Source organism: Acinetobacter sp. YH12137, from assembly GCF_013418535.1.
In the GTDB taxonomy this organism is placed as follows: Bacteria; Pseudomonadota; Gammaproteobacteria; order Pseudomonadales; family Moraxellaceae; genus Acinetobacter.
Genome location: NZ_VPBW01000002.1, coordinates 169383 through 185381, shown reverse-complemented (window position 1 = coordinate 185381; position 15999 = coordinate 169383). Strand labels below are relative to the sequence as shown.

Annotated in this window: 19 protein-coding genes; 12 read left to right on the top strand and 7 right to left on the bottom strand. The window is 40.7% G+C overall.

The window, feature by feature from the left end; all coding sequences use genetic code 11:
- Positions 1 to 76: 76 nt before the first annotated feature.
- Entirely contained in the window at positions 77 to 526 is a 450-nt protein-coding gene (locus FTU72_RS02070) for a GNAT family N-acetyltransferase (protein ID WP_034170350.1), read from the bottom strand.
- Between the two features lie 261 nt (positions 527 to 787).
- On the opposite strand from FTU72_RS02070, the gene FTU72_RS02065 reads away from it, so the two are divergent.
- The 3 genes from FTU72_RS02065 to FTU72_RS02055 are packed head-to-tail and all read left to right on the top strand — an operon-like array spanning position 788 to position 2756.
- Positions 788 to 1792 carry an adenosine kinase gene (locus FTU72_RS02065; protein WP_166136667.1) on the top strand — a complete coding sequence of 335 codons (1005 nt, stop codon included), beginning with the start codon at positions 788 to 790 and terminating at the stop codon, positions 1790 to 1792.
- 14 nt (positions 1793 to 1806) lie between these two features.
- The gene (locus tag FTU72_RS02060) at positions 1807 to 2115 is read left to right on the top strand and encodes a Rieske (2Fe-2S) protein (protein ID WP_373684488.1); all 309 of its coding nucleotides are present in this window, start codon (positions 1807 to 1809) and stop codon (positions 2113 to 2115) included.
- Between the two features lie 20 nt (positions 2116 to 2135).
- Positions 2136 to 2756, top strand: a complete 621-nt coding sequence (locus tag FTU72_RS02055; RefSeq protein WP_179992335.1) for an OB-fold-containig protein — start codon at positions 2136 to 2138, stop codon at positions 2754 to 2756.
- Between the two features lie 58 nt (positions 2757 to 2814).
- On the opposite strand, the gene FTU72_RS02050 is transcribed toward FTU72_RS02055, so the two are convergent.
- Positions 2815 to 3489, bottom strand: a complete 675-nt coding sequence (locus FTU72_RS02050) for a YidB family protein (RefSeq protein ID WP_179992334.1) — start codon at positions 3487 to 3489, stop codon at positions 2815 to 2817.
- 113 nt (positions 3490 to 3602) lie between these two features.
- Positions 3603 to 4073 carry a DUF6231 family protein gene (locus FTU72_RS02045; protein WP_004786043.1) on the bottom strand — a complete coding sequence of 157 codons (471 nt, stop codon included), beginning with the start codon at positions 4071 to 4073 and terminating at the stop codon, positions 3603 to 3605.
- Positions 4074 to 4108: 35 nt separating this feature from the next.
- Between FTU72_RS02045 and FTU72_RS02040 the strand changes: the two genes are divergently transcribed.
- Positions 4109 to 4981, top strand: a complete 873-nt coding sequence (locus FTU72_RS02040; protein WP_179992333.1) for a DUF2797 domain-containing protein — start codon at positions 4109 to 4111, stop codon at positions 4979 to 4981.
- 110 nt (positions 4982 to 5091) lie between these two features.
- Here FTU72_RS02040 and FTU72_RS02035 read toward each other — a convergent pair whose 3' ends face one another.
- From FTU72_RS02035 to FTU72_RS02025, 3 genes are all read right to left on the bottom strand, one after another.
- Positions 5092 to 6957: a SurA N-terminal domain-containing protein gene (locus tag FTU72_RS02035; protein WP_180025371.1), complete on the bottom strand. Its 1866-nt coding sequence runs from the start codon at positions 6955 to 6957 to the stop codon at positions 5092 to 5094.
- A 130-nt stretch (positions 6958 to 7087) separates the two neighbouring features.
- Positions 7088 to 7360 (bottom strand): HU family DNA-binding protein, encoded by a 273-nt coding sequence (locus FTU72_RS02030; protein WP_004786051.1) that lies wholly within the window; start codon positions 7358 to 7360, stop codon positions 7088 to 7090.
- Between the two features lie 157 nt (positions 7361 to 7517).
- Positions 7518 to 7997, bottom strand: a complete 480-nt coding sequence (locus FTU72_RS02025) for a phasin family protein (RefSeq protein ID WP_034170344.1) — start codon at positions 7995 to 7997, stop codon at positions 7518 to 7520.
- 205 nt (positions 7998 to 8202) lie between these two features.
- On the opposite strand from FTU72_RS02025, the gene FTU72_RS02020 reads away from it, so the two are divergent.
- The 8 genes from FTU72_RS02020 (at position 8203) to fdx (ending at position 14405) form a co-directional block, all read left to right on the top strand.
- Positions 8203 to 8853, top strand: coding sequence for a hypothetical protein (locus tag FTU72_RS02020; protein WP_104426168.1), 651 nt, complete (start codon positions 8203 to 8205; stop codon positions 8851 to 8853).
- A 111-nt stretch (positions 8854 to 8964) separates the two neighbouring features.
- Positions 8965 to 9438, top strand: a complete 474-nt coding sequence (locus FTU72_RS02015; protein ID WP_004786058.1) for an Rrf2 family transcriptional regulator — start codon at positions 8965 to 8967, stop codon at positions 9436 to 9438.
- A gap of 1 nt (position 9439) precedes the next feature.
- Complete coding sequence (locus FTU72_RS02010) at positions 9440 to 10657, top strand: IscS subfamily cysteine desulfurase (protein ID WP_166136649.1); 1218 nt, start codon at positions 9440 to 9442, stop codon at positions 10655 to 10657.
- Between the two features lie 104 nt (positions 10658 to 10761).
- On the top strand, positions 10762 to 11148 hold the full coding sequence (iscU, locus tag FTU72_RS02005; RefSeq protein WP_004786061.1) for a Fe-S cluster assembly scaffold IscU: 387 nt from the start codon (positions 10762 to 10764) through the stop codon (positions 11146 to 11148).
- Between the two features lie 36 nt (positions 11149 to 11184).
- Positions 11185 to 11505 (top strand): iron-sulfur cluster assembly protein IscA, encoded by a 321-nt coding sequence (gene iscA / locus FTU72_RS02000; protein ID WP_004786063.1) that lies wholly within the window; start codon positions 11185 to 11187, stop codon positions 11503 to 11505.
- Positions 11506 to 11636: 131 nt separating this feature from the next.
- The gene (hscB, locus tag FTU72_RS01995; protein WP_104426170.1) at positions 11637 to 12152 is read left to right on the top strand and encodes a Fe-S protein assembly co-chaperone HscB; all 516 of its coding nucleotides are present in this window, start codon (positions 11637 to 11639) and stop codon (positions 12150 to 12152) included.
- Between the two features lie 39 nt (positions 12153 to 12191).
- Positions 12192 to 14051 carry a Fe-S protein assembly chaperone HscA gene (hscA, locus tag FTU72_RS01990; protein WP_179992329.1) on the top strand — a complete coding sequence of 620 codons (1860 nt, stop codon included), beginning with the start codon at positions 12192 to 12194 and terminating at the stop codon, positions 14049 to 14051.
- Positions 14052 to 14066: 15 nt separating this feature from the next.
- Positions 14067 to 14405 carry an ISC system 2Fe-2S type ferredoxin gene (fdx, locus tag FTU72_RS01985; RefSeq protein ID WP_034702567.1) on the top strand — a complete coding sequence of 113 codons (339 nt, stop codon included), beginning with the start codon at positions 14067 to 14069 and terminating at the stop codon, positions 14403 to 14405.
- A gap of 74 nt (positions 14406 to 14479) precedes the next feature.
- Here fdx and FTU72_RS01980 read toward each other — a convergent pair whose 3' ends face one another.
- Positions 14480 to 15970, bottom strand: coding sequence for an adenylate/guanylate cyclase domain-containing protein (locus tag FTU72_RS01980; RefSeq protein ID WP_180052340.1), 1491 nt, complete (start codon positions 15968 to 15970; stop codon positions 14480 to 14482).
- Positions 15971 to 15999 lie beyond the last annotated feature (29 nt).

The following is a 15999-nucleotide window of genomic DNA, read 5'->3' as shown; positions in this document are numbered from 1 at the left end:
AGAAAACCGAGGATTTTGATCGAATTAAGTAAACCTGATCATCTGATTTTTAAATGATCAGGTTTGGCAATGATCTCTAGATCATATACTTGAAATAGTTATAACTCGGGTGGTTTTCAACAAAGACATAGTTCTGTTTTTGATAGAAACTGGCGGCCAGTTTGGTATCGGTCTGTAAACAAAGTGCTGAATAAAATGGTCGTGCCAACTGCTCCAGATAAGCTAGAAGCTGCTTACCTACACCATGTTGACGATATTTTGGATGCACATAGAAGCGACGTACCCGGCCAATTCTTTCTTCAATGCCGTTATCGCCCCATTGCTGGTTTAAGCCGCCACAGGCAATCAGTTTATTGCCATCATAGGCACAGGCCAGAAATTCATTATTTTGACTGAAACAGTTTTTTCCAGTGCGGTATTCTTCAATTAACTTATCAATCAGGTCATAACCTTCTTTACGCGCCAGTGTCGCTAAAGTGTCAATCTGATCAGGGAGCTGCTCGGCTGTTACAATCTTAATATCCATATACCCACACTGTTTTAGATGATTGTTCAAATGTCGCACCAGTATAACTGCTTGGTACTCTAATCTTATAAATAAAATCCAACCTTTAAATCAATGGCTGCACTCGCTACCGTTTAAAAATAAATCAATTCTTAGACCAAAGATTCAAGCTGAATAAGTTACAGTATTTTTTAAAGTATTCTGAAAATGTTTCAGTGAACTACAGCAAACCCGAGCAATCGTGTAAACTTAGCACTTTCATTTTTAATGTGATATTTGGATATGTCTACTGTTGACCTTTTTGCGATTGGCAATGCGCTGATTGACCAGGAATTTAAAGTTTCTGATGAGTTTTTAACTGCACATCACTTGCAAAAAGGCACCATGCAACTTGCGGATGGTGAAGCTCAGGCTACTCTGTATCAAAACTTAAAAGCAACTCAAACTTATAAAGGTCAGGCTTCAGGCGGTTCAGCAGCCAATACTACAGTTGCATTTGCAGCTTTGGGCGGCTCTGCATTCTATGCCTGCCGTGTCGGTAATGATGATTTGGGTCATATCTATCTGCATGGCTTAAATGAAGCTGGCATTAAAACTACAACCCAATCGATTAGTGAAGGCGTAACAGGTACCTGTATGGTTCTGGTCAGCCCAGATTCTGAACGTACCATGCATACCTATTTAGGTATTACTGCTGAACTCACAGATGAACAGATTGACTTCCAGCCTTTAACAACTGCTAAATGGCTCTATATCGAAGGTTATCTATCCACTTCCGAAACAGCACGTCAGGCCGTAAAACAGGCGCGTGAAATTGCCAAAGCCAATAGGGTTAAAATCGCATTTACCCTTTCTGATCCTGCGATGGTGCAATATGCCCGTGCCGGTCTGGATGAAATGATTGCAGATGGCGTTGATCTCTTGTTCTGCAACCAGCAAGAAGCATTGATGTATACCGAAACAGATACCATCGAAGCAGCTCTGGCTAAACTCAAGGAATTAAGTCAATACGTTGTCATTACAATGTCAGCTGATGGTGCGCTTATTTCCAATAATGGTGAAACCTTTACTGTGCCGGGCCGTGCTGTAACTGCAGTGGATGCCAATGGGGCTGGCGATGCTTTCGCGGGTGCTTTTTTATATGCACTTAATGCGGGTCTTGGCTTAAAAACAGCAGCAGAACTGGCAATTTTGGTGTCTAGTCAAGTGGTAGCGCAATTTGGGCCACGACTGGCGGTTTCAGAATACACAGCATTATTAAAAGATGTTCTTAAGGAATGTGCTTAATGTTTAAAATTTGCATGACTGACGATATTCCAGAGCGTGAAGCACGCTCTTTTGAACTTCCGAATGGGGATACAATTTTTATTACCCAGCGTGATGGTTCGTTTTATGCTTACCAGAATATTTGTCCACATTTACAGGTAGAACTGGAATTTCTGGAAAACCAGTTTCTGGACCGTGATCAGGAATTTATTGAATGCTCTACTCATGGCGCGCTGTTCGTAGTCGAAAGCGGTGAATGTATTTCTGGACCTTGTCAAGGCCAATCACTTGAAAAAGTTGATATTACCGTGCATTCTGATGGCGGAATTTATCTTTCAGAATAATAGCTAAAACGGATTTTGCCATGCCTGAGTTTTTACTTAACTATAACCTGATGCCATTTCATCTCAGTTTATTGTTCATCATTCTGCTTGGCGTGGCAAAAACAGTTGCCTTCTATTTTAAGCTTAAACCCAGTCAACTCCTGGAACGCATTTCTCCATATGACTTTCAGAATGTTGAATGGCTAAATGTCAAATTTTCCAAAACCCTGATTGTTTTTTTCTTCCTGATGAATTTTAGCTTTTCCGGCTATTTTCTTCAGTTTCTGATCTATTCACAGGAATATCATTTCTTACCTGCCTATTACATCATTCTACCGGCATTGATCATTGCGATTTTCTTTACCGTATTTATGATTCATTGTCTGGATCAGGTTATTCCACCTAAATATAAAAAGAATGATGTAAACCTATTAGGCCGTTTAGCTACAATTTCAAGCGGTAATGCCCGTCCTGGCTTTTCTGCCCAAGCACGAGTTCGGGATGAGTATGGTCAGTTACACTATGTTCAGGTTGAACCTGAATTTGGCGAACTGGAATTTCAGTCTCAGATTATTTTAATCCGTCTTAGAAAATCGCATTATGTGGCCAAGAAGATCTGTAAATCCAACCGACTCTTTAGCTTGAATCTGGAAGAAGCTTAAAGAATTCAATAGAAAAAATCCCGGCTAAAAGTCGGGATTTTTTATTGGATAGATAGATTTATTTTTTAAACAAGCCTGAGACCATATTCAATACATTCTGAATATCATTATTGGCTTCCTGCTTGCTGGTTTGCTCACCTTGTGGTGTCAGTGAATCAATAATCTGCGGCAAGACCTGAGAAATGGCGCTATAGACATCCTGTTTAGGCACATGGGTCTGTTCTGCGACCTGTTCTACTTCCTGGTCATCAAACAGGTTTTGTACCTGCTGCGGATCGACATTGGCATTTTCACCCGGGCCAGTAGAGACCCAGTCATCAACCTGGCTATTTAAACCTTGTCCTTTGAGCTTATCCAATGCTCCTTGCAAACCGCCCTGTTTCTGAATCCAGGCCAAGACCAGTGGCAAGACAGCAATCAATAAAGTCTTTGTTGTTGAACTGCCACCCAGTCCAGAACTTGGTCGAGCGGAAGATTGGCTCCCACCGCCGAGCTGGCTGAGTACAGAACCTAAAATTGCACCTAGGCCATTTTGCTTGTTTTGCTGTTGTGAGTTTTGATGCTGCTGATTTTGATTCTGGTTTTGCTGATTAGCATTATTGATATGACCCAATACTGATCCAAGAATATCTGCCAATCCCCCTTGCTGGGATGAACGCTGCTGGGATTGAGCTTGGTTATTTCCTAAAGCTTGCTTGGCCAGCATTTCTACAATACTACTAAGATTGGTCATAACTCATTCCTGTATACGCCTTCTCTACAGAATAGAGTGTGAGTTCATATTTTCCATGCAGGATTTTGTTAATATTTGCAATACTGATATAAGTCCTTCCTAGCTTTCCAATTTTACCAGCGATATTTATCCCAGTTTTCAGGGTTAGCCCAGAATTTAGAGTTAAACCAGTCTGGCACATGTTTATAAGTTAAAATATTGAATTGCCAGAGTGCAAAATCCGCCCCATGAACCGTCTTGTCAATCAACTGGGTCAGACCTAAAGACCTGAGCAGTTTTTCATCCTGCAAGCGACTCACCACAACCAGACGTTTTGCAAATAAATCACGCATTTTAACCAGAATTTGACTCTTCTGCTGTTCTGACAATGCTAAGGTTTCAGGAGTGTCCAGCATCACTACTGCCAGGTCATAACGCTGTTGAAAAGGCAGATTTAAAACCTCAGATACGTTAAAATAGTGCCATTGAATAGATTGCTGAAACTGAGATTGGGTTAAATCCTGCCCGATACAAATAGCAGTATGAATTGGCTGTTCTTTGGCGAAGTCGTCTAGCATTGAAGTGATGACATTCTGTTCAGCCATGACTGCATCCTTATGATTTAAGTGAGTAATTTTTTATGGAACTTCAGGGCATTTGCCATAAAATGCACGTCGGTCTTACAGACCTTAGTGTAACTGATCAAAATACCCAGCGGGCAAATGTTGAATATAAATTAATATTAGATGGATCAGAAATTAACCTTCCATTCCAGTTAGGTCAGGAAATCGAGATTGAATGGACTGGAAATATCTATTGTGTTTCTTGCGGCAAAAAAACTTCTAAATCATTCTCACAAGGCCACTGTTTTAAATGTTTTAAAACTAAAGCGTCATGTGATATGTGCATCATGAAACCAGAAACCTGCCATTATCATTTAGGCACTTGCCGGGAAGATGAGTTTGCACAGAATGTCTGCTTCCAACCACATATTGTTTATCTGGCCAATTCTAGTGCTTTAAAAGTCGGAATTACCCGGATCAATCAAATGCCGACTCGTTGGCTGGATCAGGGTGCAACTCAAGCCCTTCCTATCATGAAAGTGGGTTCTCGCCGTCTTTCCGGTAAACTGGAAGTGATGTTTGGTACCCAAGTCGCAGATAAAACCGACTGGCGTAAATTACTCAAAGGTGAAGCGAAACCTTTAAATCTGATTGAAGTTCGCGATCAGTTGATTGAAGAATTTGCACCGAAAATCCAAACTATCCGTGAAGAGTTTAATCAGAATTTGCAGTTTAATGAGAATATTGAAGTTTTAGATAAGGAATTACCACGTGAGTTCATCTATCCGATAGAGCAATATCCAGAAAAAATCAAATCTCACAATTTAGATAAAACTCCAGTGATCCGAGGCAAACTACAAGGGATTAAAGGCCAATATCTGATTCTGGATACTGGTGTGATTAATATCCGTAAATATACAGGTTATGAGCTAATTTTTAGAGCGGAATAAAATGACCGGATTTCAGAAGAGAGTTATATGCTCTCTTCTTATTTTGGATATTATTTCTTACTTAAGAAAATAAAAAACCAGCCCGTAGGCTGGTTTTTTAAAAGCGAATCTTATTTGATTTTTGCGTGAGATTTTAAGTAACGCGTATAATCATCAAATTCTTGTTGACCACGAAGCTGTTGATACAATTTCACCAGCTCACTACGTTGCTCTGCACTTAAAACATCGATCGGATTTTTCTTCACTTCAGAAACTGCCACAACCACCAATTCATTTGGCATATTTGCTGTCGTTACTGACCAGTGACCTGCTTTAGGCGCTGGCACGCTAAATGCTGCACGTTGTACATCACGCTTAAGCAGACCTTCTGCGCGTGTATAGATGCCTGCATCTTCAAATACCAGTTTACCTTTCGCAACGGATGCTGCAGGCTTGGTTTTAAACTCATTCAATGCAGTTTGAACTTCAGCTTTGGCCGCAGCAAATGCTTTATCTTGAATCAGTTTCGCTTTTACTGCTGGTTTAGCTTCTGCCAGTGTCTGCTCCCCTGCTGCATGATAATTGCGAACTTTTACCCAAGCCACATCACCATTGGCTAACTGAATGCTTGAAGATGCATTACGGTCGCCATTTTTCACGTCATCGTTAAACAGTTTAACTTTGACAGCCGCATTACTTAGCAATGGATCACGTGTCGCAAGGGTCACACCATTTGCTTTCTGAACCTGAACGCCCTTCACTTCCTGAGCAACAACATCCAGCGAGTCCGCACTTACGACCATGTCATTCAGACTGTTTACCGTATCAGAGAATGCATTAGATTTTTTCGCTGTCAATACTTCTTCAGATAAACGTGCTTTTTGAGATTCAAACGATGGAACTGCTACATCAGGCAGTTGGACTGAAATAATATGGTAGCCATAATCCGTTTTAACAGGCGCTGAAACTTGACCAGATTTTAAAGATGCAACAGTCTGATCAAATGTAGTACCGAACACGCCTTTTTCATAGACAGCGATAGCACCACCTTTAGATTTAGATTCAGGATCTTCAGAGTATTGAGCTGCTGCTTGTGCAAAAGTGGTACCAGCTTTGATTTTAGCTGCAATTTCGTTTGCCAGTTTTTTGGCTTCAGCATCGCTACGGCTATCTGCAGTCACTAGAATATGTTTAACCTCTGGTTTCACATTCTGCTTCTGGTCAGCCACAAATTTATTATAAGCTTCCTGCAATTCTGCATCAGTGACGGCTACATTGGCAGTATCAATATTGCTCGGCTTGATCACCACATAATCCACATCAACGCTAGTCGGTTGCTTGAACTGGGATTTGTGCTTTTCATAATATGCTGCAATATCAGCTTCTGATACTTTTACTGCTTTTTTATAGCTGTCCAGATTCACGCTAGCGATATGAATATGACGCTGTTCAGTTTGCAGATCTGCAATTTGCTGCATCTCAACCGGACTGACCAGTGGATAATCCATAAAAGTAGAAGACAGCATTTTCAGTGCATGATCTTTACGTAAACTTTCTACTAAAGCATTGTTAGTCATGCCGATTGATTTCAGGTAATTTTCATATAAAGCATTAGAAAATTTGCCATTCTCCTGGAAAGAAGGTTGCTGAGAAATCATTTGTGCAATTTGTTGGTCACTCAGGCTAATCCCGAGTTTTTCAGCCTGTTGCAAGAGCAATGTACGCGCAACCAGGGTATCCATCGCTTTTTGATCGATGAAGCTTTGATTTAATAAGGTTTCATCACCATTGGCATAACTTAAGTATTGTTGTTTGAATGATTTTGTCAGTGACTCTAATTCTTGTTTAGAGATATCAGTTCCATTGACTGATTTTGCTGCATCAGAATTCCCGCCGCTAAAATATCCTTCAATACCTACAAGCGCTAAAGGGGTTAAAAACAGAACGAGCAAGACCTTGCCCAACCAACCCTTAATAACTTTACGAAAAGATTCCATAAGTATTCCAATATTTTATTTGCAGAGGATTTTAACCGAAAAAACCCATTGAATGAATGTGTTAATCAAAACAATTAAATCTATCAATAAAAAACGCGCCAAAGAAGGCGCGTTTTAGGATTGAAGCAGCTTAAGCAACAGCGTCTTTTAAGCCTTTACCTGCTTTGAAGCTAGGTACTTTGCTTGCTTTAATTTCAAGAGTAGCACCAGTTTGTGGATTACGGCCAGTACGTGCAGCACGCTCTTTAACGCCGAAAGTACCGAAACCAACTAGAGTTACTGTATCACCCGCTTTTAAAGCTTCAGTAACAGAAGCAATTGTAGCATCTAAAGCTTTACCTGCGTCAGCCTTAGATAATCCCCCTTTCTCTGCAATTGCATCAATTAATTCTGATTTATTCATGAAAACTACGTCCTCTTAATATCGTTTATTTAAGGTCCAAGAATTTGTTTAAACTACCATAACGCCTTTATAGCAATGCTTTAGGTATAAACGCAATACTTATAAACCTCTTTTTTTTCAAAATATATGCGAAAAAAACATTGAATTATGAAGAAAATCATTTTGTGTGTATTTTTTCCGATAATTCTTTCTGTATTTTTTCTTGCTGCAAGGTCAATTCATCAACCTTGGCATGCAACTGAAGAATTAAACGCTCCAGATGTTGTACATCCTTCAGTGTGACTAATCCTATACGATTCAAGGAATGATGAACAGAGTTGTCGATCAGTTTTTCAACCTTATCTTTGGTATCTGTCACAGATTCGCGTGCTTTTTCGGAGACTTTTTCCACAGTTTGATCTGCAATATCGACTGTTTTGGATTCTAGCTCTTCTCCGACCTTGACCAGCGAGTCAAACAGTTTATTGCCTTCTTCCTCTGCCCGGGAAAATGCCCCAAGGCCAGCCAACCAGATCTGCTTGGTATATTTACGAAAATCCAGCATTGAACGTCGCTCTGAAGCAGACTTTGACTTACTCTTCACTGGTTTTTCAATCAATTCCTGATCTGTATCTTGTGTCGTTTTTGTTTTATCCATGTACACGACTCCTGCTTATTTTCTATGCAAATATCATAAAATTATCTACAAAATCACCGCATAATAGCAAATTAAGGGCTTGATAGATTTGCTAAACTGTTCTACAAAGCACTTTATTTCAAGTCTAATTTGATTTAACCCTGAAATCTTTTACTCAGCAGGATGCTTTTTCATTTTAATTTTCAGGTAAGGATTGGTTTTATATATGAGTGAATCGCAACAAAGTCAAAATCAACCACATTTGTTGCTTACGATGACTTTAATCGTTTTAGAAACAATATTCACGTTCATTCTCAAACATGACCGTGTTGTTGCTCTTCAGGCGAAGAAGTTTGTAGATGAGAATATTACAATAAAAATCAATAGTTATATTCCATATTTTGATTTCTATGTTCAGTTTACCAAAGACGGGCTGTTATTTGACTATAAAGCACCAGGCAGAGTTATTGATCTGGATGTTCGCACTACTTTAATGGATCTGATTAAGATCTTTATCTTTGGCAATCGCAGAAGCATTCGTGCAATGCGAATTGACGGTAATCAGGTTTTAAAAGACGAGTTCCGTGATTTACTGACTTTATTTGCCTTACCTAAAGTATTGTCCGACTGGAAACACTGGTTATCTGAACCACCGGCAGATGAGACCGATATTGTTTCATCAAGAAAACGTATTGCGCCTTTATTAAAGAAAATTGAAGATCAGCGTTCTAAAATTAATAGCCTGCAAGTTGAAGTTAAACAGTATCGCAACCGCATTAAACGTATGGAACGCCGTCAAAAGCGGATCAATATGGTCTTTAGTATAATCACAGTACTTTTGATTGCGTTATTAGTGTATAATTGGATCAGCGCGTAATTCTTTCATTTTCAGAAAATTAAATACGCTCGCCATTCACAAAAATAACTTGACTAATTTAGTCGGGATTCATAAAATCTACACATCTAGTCTAACCATGTGTATCGAATCATGCGCCTAACCACTCGCGGTCGCTACGCAGTGACTGCTCTACTTGATTTAGCTTTGCAGCCATCTGAACAAACGATCACGCTTGCTGAAATTGCAGCACGTCAAACTATTTCTGTTGCCTATCTCGAGCAGTTATTTGCGAAACTAAAACGTCATGGTCTAGTTTCGAGTGTTCGCGGTGCCAATGGTGGATATCATTTAGCACGCAGCGCAGATGAAATTACTGTGTTAGCAATTATTGAAGCTGTAAACGAAACAGTTGATGCGACTCGTTGTGACCATAAAGGCAACTGCCAAAATGGCGCGATGTGCTTGACTCATGATTTATGGCAAGAACTCTCCCACCACATTGCCGATTATCTCGCAAAAATCACCCTTGCTGACCTTGTAGCCCGTGACAACGTACAAACCGTGTCATTACGCCAAAATTCAGCAAACATTGATTCAGCCCTTTTATCGGTTACAGGTATTTGACATGAAACGTCCGATTTATCTTGACTATGCAGCAACAACTCCGGTAGATCCTCAAGTTGCAGAACGTATGATGGAATGCTTAACTTTCGAAGGCACCTTCGGTAATGCAGCATCTCGTTCACATGCTTATGGCTGGCAAGCGGAAGAAAAAGTTGAATACGCCCGTGAACAAGTGGCGAATTTAGTAAAAGCTGATCCGCGTGAAATCGTATGGACTTCAGGTGCAACTGAATCTGACAACCTTGCATTGAAAGGTGTGGCTCAGTTCTATGCATCTAAAGGCAAACACATCATCACTTCTAAAATTGAACATAAAGCAATTTTGGATACTTGTCGTGAGCTAGAGTCTGAAGGTTTTGAGATTACTTATCTTGAGCCGCAACCAAAAACTGGCTTAATTACCCCAGAAATGGTTGAAGCAGCGATTCGTCCGGATACCATTCTTGTTTCCCTGATGATGGTAAACAACGAAATCGGTACGACAACTGATGTTGCTGCGATTGGTGAAATCACCCGCGCGAAAAAGATTTTCTTCCACGTTGATGCTGCACAGGCTGCGGGTAAAGTTGAAATCGATCTTTCTCAATTGAAAGTCGATTTGATGAGCTTCTCTGCACATAAAATCTATGGTCCTAAAGGTATTGGTGCCCTGTTCGTACGTCGTTCACCACGTGTACGTCTAAAAGCACAAATGCATGGTGGCGGTCATGAACGTGGTATGCGTTCTGGTACTCTTGCAACTCACCAGATCGTTGGTATGGGTGAAGCATTTGAACTTGCAGGCAAAAATTTACAGTCTGAACAAGCTCGTTTACGTGTCCTTCGTGACAAGCTTTGGAATGGCTTACAAGGTCTTGAACAGGTATTCCTGAACGGTCACCCAACTCAAAACGTTGCAAACTACTTAAACGTAAGTTTCAATTTTGTTGAAGGTGAATCATTGATGATGGCACTGAAAGATGCAGCCGTATCTTCAGGTTCAGCATGTACATCTGCAACACTTGAACCATCTTATGTACTTCGTGCATTAGGTCTTTCTGATGAGCTTGCACACAGTTCGATCCGCTTCAGCTTTGGTAAGTACACCACTGAAGAAGATATCGATCACGTTTTAAATATCACTAAAGCTGCTGTTGAGAAATTACGTGAACTTTCTCCGCTTTGGGATATGTACAAAGAAGGTATCGACCTTTCTACAGTTGAATGGGCTGAGCACTAATTTTTGACTCTGAGATAGTTGTATTTACACTGCTATCTCATTGATAAAAAATTTTTAATCCCCATATTTATATTAAGGCTGACCCCGAGTTTTGGAGAAGCAACATGGCTTATAGCGAAAAAGTAATTGATCATTACGAAAACCCACGTAACGTTGGTGTTTTAGACAAAAATGCAGAAAACGTTGGTACTGGTATGGTCGGTGCACCTGCTTGTGGTGACGTAATGCGTTTACAGATCCAGGTAAATGATGAAGGCGTGATTGAAGAAGCACGTTTTAAAACTTATGGTTGCGGTTCTGCAATTGCATCCAGTTCATTAGTGACTGAATGGTTAAAAGGTAAAACCTTAGACCAAGCACAAGCAATCAAAAACATTGATATCGCAAATGAATTGGCTCTTCCACCAGTAAAAGTGCACTGCTCTGTACTGGCTGAAGATGCAATTAAAGCGGCTGTTGAAGACTACCGCAACAAGAAGTCTAAAGCTTAATCATTCGTTTTTTGAAGAAAGATTCACGGAGTTTTCATGATCCACTTAACTGAAAATGCAGCAACTCATATCAGCAATTACCTCAAAAGTCGCGGTAAGGGTGAAGGCATTCGTGTTGGTGTGAAAACTTCAGGCTGTTCTGGTCTTGCTTATGTTCTTGAGTTTGTCGACGAAGTCGATACTCATGACCAGGTCTTTGAACAGTTTGGTGTTAAAGTTTTCGTAGATCCAAAAAGTCTGGTGTATCTCGAAGGTCTAGAAATGGACTACGTAAAAAACGGCTTGAACGAAGGCTTCGAATTTAACAATCCAAATAAAAAAGGCGAATGTGGTTGTGGTGAGTCATTCACTGTCTGATTGCAGCAATAATTCTCTTTTTTCAGCATTAAAACAGTGTGAAATACACTGTTTTAATTGCATTTAGGCAGTTATTTTAATTGTCATCAAGCTTAATCATTTTTGCATATTAATCGCGGACTCTATCTCCCATGAATCATTTTGAGTTGTTCAATCTTCCTGTAGCACTCGATATTGATTTAGCCACTTTAAAAGCAGAGTTTTTAAAGTTGCAGCAACAATATCACCCCGATAAAGCTGAAGATAAAGATCAGGCTTTGATTAAATCAAGCGAGATCAACCAGGCATTCAAGGCTTTGTCAGCGGTTGATAGCCGTGCAGCTTATTTACTGTCTTTAAAAAAACAAGACTATCATCTGGATCAGTCTATTAGCGATTTTGAATTTCTTCAGGATGCGCTGGAAATTCGCGAACAATTAGATGAAGCCTCATCGGCTGAAGATCTTTCCTCTCTGAAAGTTGAAGTTCAGCAATGGATTGATGGTCTGGTTCGTGAGTTCAAAATCGACTATGAAGATGAAGACTGGAGTGAAGCTCGCGATACCGTGCGTAAACTGCGTTTCTTTGTTAAAGTCATGGCAGACATCGACAAAGCGGAAGACCGTTTCCTAGATGATGACAGCTTTGATCTTGATGATGAATTTTAATTTTTCTATTTAATTTTAACGTGCAAAGGATGTAACACTATGGCTCTCTTGCAGATTGCAGAACCAGGTCAATCAAGTGCACCACATGAACACCGCATTGCGATTGGTATCGATTTAGGCACCACCCACTCTTTGGTTGCCACGGTTCTTTCAGGTCAAGCCAAAGTACTCAAAGATGAACAAGGTCGTGTGTTACTTCCTTCTATCGTTCATTATGCAGCACAAAGCACTGAATATGGCGATGACGCCAAACCTTTTATTACCACCGATCCTAAAAATACGATTGTATCCGTAAAACGTTTTATGGGTCGCTCCCAAGCAGATATTAAATTCCAGCATCCTTATGCCTTGGTGGGCGAAGCGAATGAAATGCCGGCATTTGAAACTGCGCAAGGACGTAAAACGCCAGTTGAGATTTCTGCGGAAATTTTAAAGCAGCTTAAAGAACGTGCTGAAGCCAGCTTAAAAAATGAGATTAATGGTGCCGTGATTACGGTTCCTGCATACTTTGATGAAGCACAACGCCAGGCAACACGTGATGCCGCGCAACTGGCCGGTTTAAACGTTCTGCGTTTATTGAATGAACCAACGGCTGCTGCGGTAGCTTATGGACTGGATCAGGAAACTAACTTGAGCACAGATCGCAACTATGTGATCTATGACTTGGGCGGCGGTACCTTTGACGTTTCAATTCTGCGTTTCTCTCAAGGTGTGTTCGAAGTATTAGCGACTGGCGGCCATACTGCTCTGGGTGGTGACGATCTGGATCGCCTGATTCTAAAATGGGCTAAAAAACAGCTTAATATCGAAACCCTAGATGATGCTGAATATGCGCATTTCATTACTGCTGCGCGTAAAGCTAAAGAAGCATTATCTAATGCTGACTCAGTTGAATTAAAGCTGCTTGACCAAAGCCTGACTTTAGATCGTCCGACTTTTGAAGAAATCATCAAGGTTGCTTTGGATAAAACCATCAGCGTATGCAAGCGTGTCATGCGTGATGCCAAGCTGGAACTTGATGATATTCAGAATGTGGTGCTTGTAGGTGGTTCTACCCGCTCGTATGCCGTGCAAAAAGCAGTACGTGATGTATTTAACCAAGAACCTCTGTGCACCATTAACCCGGATGAAGTAGTTGCGATTGGTGCGTCAATTACAGCGAATCAGCTCATTGGCAACAGCAAAGATGGATCATTATTATTAGATGTGACTCCACTTTCTCTTGGTCTGGAAACTATGGGCGGTCTGGTTGAACGTCTGATTTCACGCAATACCGCAATTCCAGTTGCACGTCGCCAGGAATTTACAACGTATCAGGATGGCCAAACCGCTATGCTGATTCATGTGGTACAAGGTGAACGTGATCTGGTAGAACATTGCCGTAGCTTAGGCCGTTTTGTCCTGCATGGTATTCCACCAATGACCGCAGGTCAGGCACGCATTGAAGTGACTTTCCAAGTGGATGCGGATGGCTTATTAACCGTTTCTGCCAAAGAAATGACTTCAGGTGTGACTGCACAAATTGATATCAAACCATCTTACGGTCTGTCGAGTGAAGATACTGAACGTCTGCTGTTAGAAGGTTATCAGTTTGCTGAAGAAGATAAGAATCTTCGTCATTTGCAGGAAACCAAGGTGGAAGCACAACGTGAACTTGAAGCACTGGTTCAGGCATTGAAAGTAGATGCTCAATTGATGAATGAACAGCAATTGGCAGAACTGACTGCTGCGCAAGCACGACTTGAGTCCGAGCTACAAGGCACAGATATCAAAGCCATTGAATCTGCAGTAGAACAGCTTAAAATACATAGTGATGCATTTGCTGCTCTGCGCATGAATCAACATATTGATGCTGCCCTTAAAGGCACTAAACTCGACGATTGGTCAAACTCAAACTAATTTAAGGTAAAGACTATGCCACGTATTAAAGTTCTTCCACATGCGCAAATTTGCCCTGAAGGCGCTGAGTTTGAAGTTGAACAAGATGCCAATCTATGTGAAAGCATGCTGAAAAACGGAATCAAGATTGAACATGCGTGTGATATGTCATGTGCATGTACCACTTGCCACGTAATTGTTCGTCGCGGTTTCGACAGCCTTGAAGAAATGAATGATGTCGAAGCTGATCTGCTCGATCGTGCTTGGGGTTTAGAGCCTGATTCCCGTCTGTCTTGCCAAGTGAAGATTGTGGATGAAGATCTGGAAGTTGAAATTCCAAAATATACCATCAACCATGCTTCAGAAAATCACTAAGATTCTGCAATCAAAAAACCACGCTTAGGCGTGGTTTTTTTTATGGTCTTTATCATTTATTTAAATCATAAAAATTAGATGACTTTTGATCGTTCAGCTGCTCGAAATGCTTCTTCAGCAGACAAAGGTTCAATGACTTCATCTTCAAGTTTTAATTTCACAATTCCTTGAGAGTTGGTCAGTTGCTGTTGGGTTTGAATGCGTTTAATCATTTTCTCCAGCACATGCAGCAACTCTGGATAATCATAGTTTTGCACTTCATCCAGATTTAACAGTAAATGGAAACCTTTATATTCATAATCAAACCAGCGCTGATATTCAACTTTCTGGAAGGCATATTTTTCCATCACTTGCCAGGTGCGTACCGGCGCCTTAATCCCTTTCAGGAAAATTGGCTTTTTAGGTGCACATAGATAATCATTTTTGATCAGGTTATGGGTATCTTCAGAAATCAGGATTTCATCAACTTCCGCAGCACTTTGTAAGCGTGCAGCCAGATTGGCATCACGACCAACAATGGTATAGGCCATACGGTGATTGGCACCATAGTTCCCCACGTGACAATAACCGGTCGAAATCCCCATACGGATATGTAATGGCGGATAACCCATTTTAATCCAGCGTTCGCGTAGTAATTTCATTTGCTGACGCATTGAAATCGCCATTTCCAGACAATTTTTAGCATCCTGCTCTACACCATCAGAGTGCGGATCGCCAAAGAAGATCAGGATGGCATCCCCCATGAACTTATCGACCGTTGCTTCATATTTTTTTGCGATTTCAGTCATATGGCTTAAATAGTCATTCAACAGGAAAGCCAAATCATCCGGAATCAGAGTTTCAGAAAGCTCTGTAAATTCCTGAATATCCGAAAAGAAAATCGTGAGTTTTTTACGTTTGTATTCGATCTTAGCTTCAGACTCGCCTTTCATGATGGATTGCCATAACTGCACTGGCGCATAACGGCTGAGCTGGTTAGCAAATTCCATATAACGGTTCATCTGGTCAAAATAATGATTTTTCTTTTGGGTCATATATTGCATACGACCGCTTTGATAGAAATTTCCGACACCAAAATAAGTAATCAAACAGATGAAACCTAGTACGGTGAGTTCGGTACTGGTGGGACTGAAATAGCTGGTAAACCCAAAAATGCCAATGGTAGACAGATAAAAGATCATGGTGCCAATCAGGCCAGCCAGTGACACCATCATGAACGAAATCTTGTTATTAATGGCGGTATATAGCAATGTGACCACTGCCAGTAGAGACAACACCAGATCCAGATGCACAGCTGCAAGTACAACCGATACGATAATCACATCTAGAACAAAGAAGAAATTACGTTTTAAATTATAGTCGTATTTATAAATCATCCACCGGGATAATTTCGGTGTGATCACCAAAACCAGTGCCAGAAATAACGGAACAAAAATCTGGTAATTGGTGTCCGGTTCCGTGTAGTGATAGACGATCAGAACCAGAGACAGCATGATATATCCCATCATCCGATGGAAATATTCAAACTGTTTTGGTTCCTGATGAATCCAGTCGTCTAATTGCACCCAATTACTCTCTTAAAGTCCAAAATCCT

Coding starts and splice junctions, on each gene's coding strand:
- FTU72_RS02070 (WP_034170350.1), bottom strand. CDS start 526: ATGGATATTAAGATTGTAACAGCCGAGCAGCTCCCTGATCAGATTGAC.
- FTU72_RS02065 (WP_166136667.1), top strand. CDS start 788: ATGTCTACTGTTGACCTTTTTGCGATTGGCAATGCGCTGATTGACCAG.
- FTU72_RS02060 (WP_373684488.1), top strand. CDS start 1,807: ATGACTGACGATATTCCAGAGCGTGAAGCACGCTCTTTTGAACTTCCG.
- FTU72_RS02055 (WP_179992335.1), top strand. CDS start 2,136: ATGCCTGAGTTTTTACTTAACTATAACCTGATGCCATTTCATCTCAGT.
- FTU72_RS02050 (WP_179992334.1), bottom strand. CDS start 3,489: ATGACCAATCTTAGTAGTATTGTAGAAATGCTGGCCAAGCAAGCTTTA.
- FTU72_RS02045 (WP_004786043.1), bottom strand. CDS start 4,073: ATGGCTGAACAGAATGTCATCACTTCAATGCTAGACGACTTCGCCAAA.
- FTU72_RS02040 (WP_179992333.1), top strand. CDS start 4,109: ATGGAACTTCAGGGCATTTGCCATAAAATGCACGTCGGTCTTACAGAC.
- FTU72_RS02035 (WP_180025371.1), bottom strand. CDS start 6,957: ATGGAATCTTTTCGTAAAGTTATTAAGGGTTGGTTGGGCAAGGTCTTG.
- FTU72_RS02030 (WP_004786051.1), bottom strand. CDS start 7,360: ATGAATAAATCAGAATTAATTGATGCAATTGCAGAGAAAGGGGGATTA.
- FTU72_RS02025 (WP_034170344.1), bottom strand. CDS start 7,997: ATGGATAAAACAAAAACGACACAAGATACAGATCAGGAATTGATTGAA.
- FTU72_RS02020 (WP_104426168.1), top strand. CDS start 8,203: ATGAGTGAATCGCAACAAAGTCAAAATCAACCACATTTGTTGCTTACG.
- FTU72_RS02015 (WP_004786058.1), top strand. CDS start 8,965: ATGCGCCTAACCACTCGCGGTCGCTACGCAGTGACTGCTCTACTTGAT.
- FTU72_RS02010 (WP_166136649.1), top strand. CDS start 9,440: ATGAAACGTCCGATTTATCTTGACTATGCAGCAACAACTCCGGTAGAT.
- iscU (WP_004786061.1), top strand. CDS start 10,762: ATGGCTTATAGCGAAAAAGTAATTGATCATTACGAAAACCCACGTAAC.
- iscA (WP_004786063.1), top strand. CDS start 11,185: ATGATCCACTTAACTGAAAATGCAGCAACTCATATCAGCAATTACCTC.
- hscB (WP_104426170.1), top strand. CDS start 11,637: ATGAATCATTTTGAGTTGTTCAATCTTCCTGTAGCACTCGATATTGAT.
- hscA (WP_179992329.1), top strand. CDS start 12,192: ATGGCTCTCTTGCAGATTGCAGAACCAGGTCAATCAAGTGCACCACAT.
- fdx (WP_034702567.1), top strand. CDS start 14,067: ATGCCACGTATTAAAGTTCTTCCACATGCGCAAATTTGCCCTGAAGGC.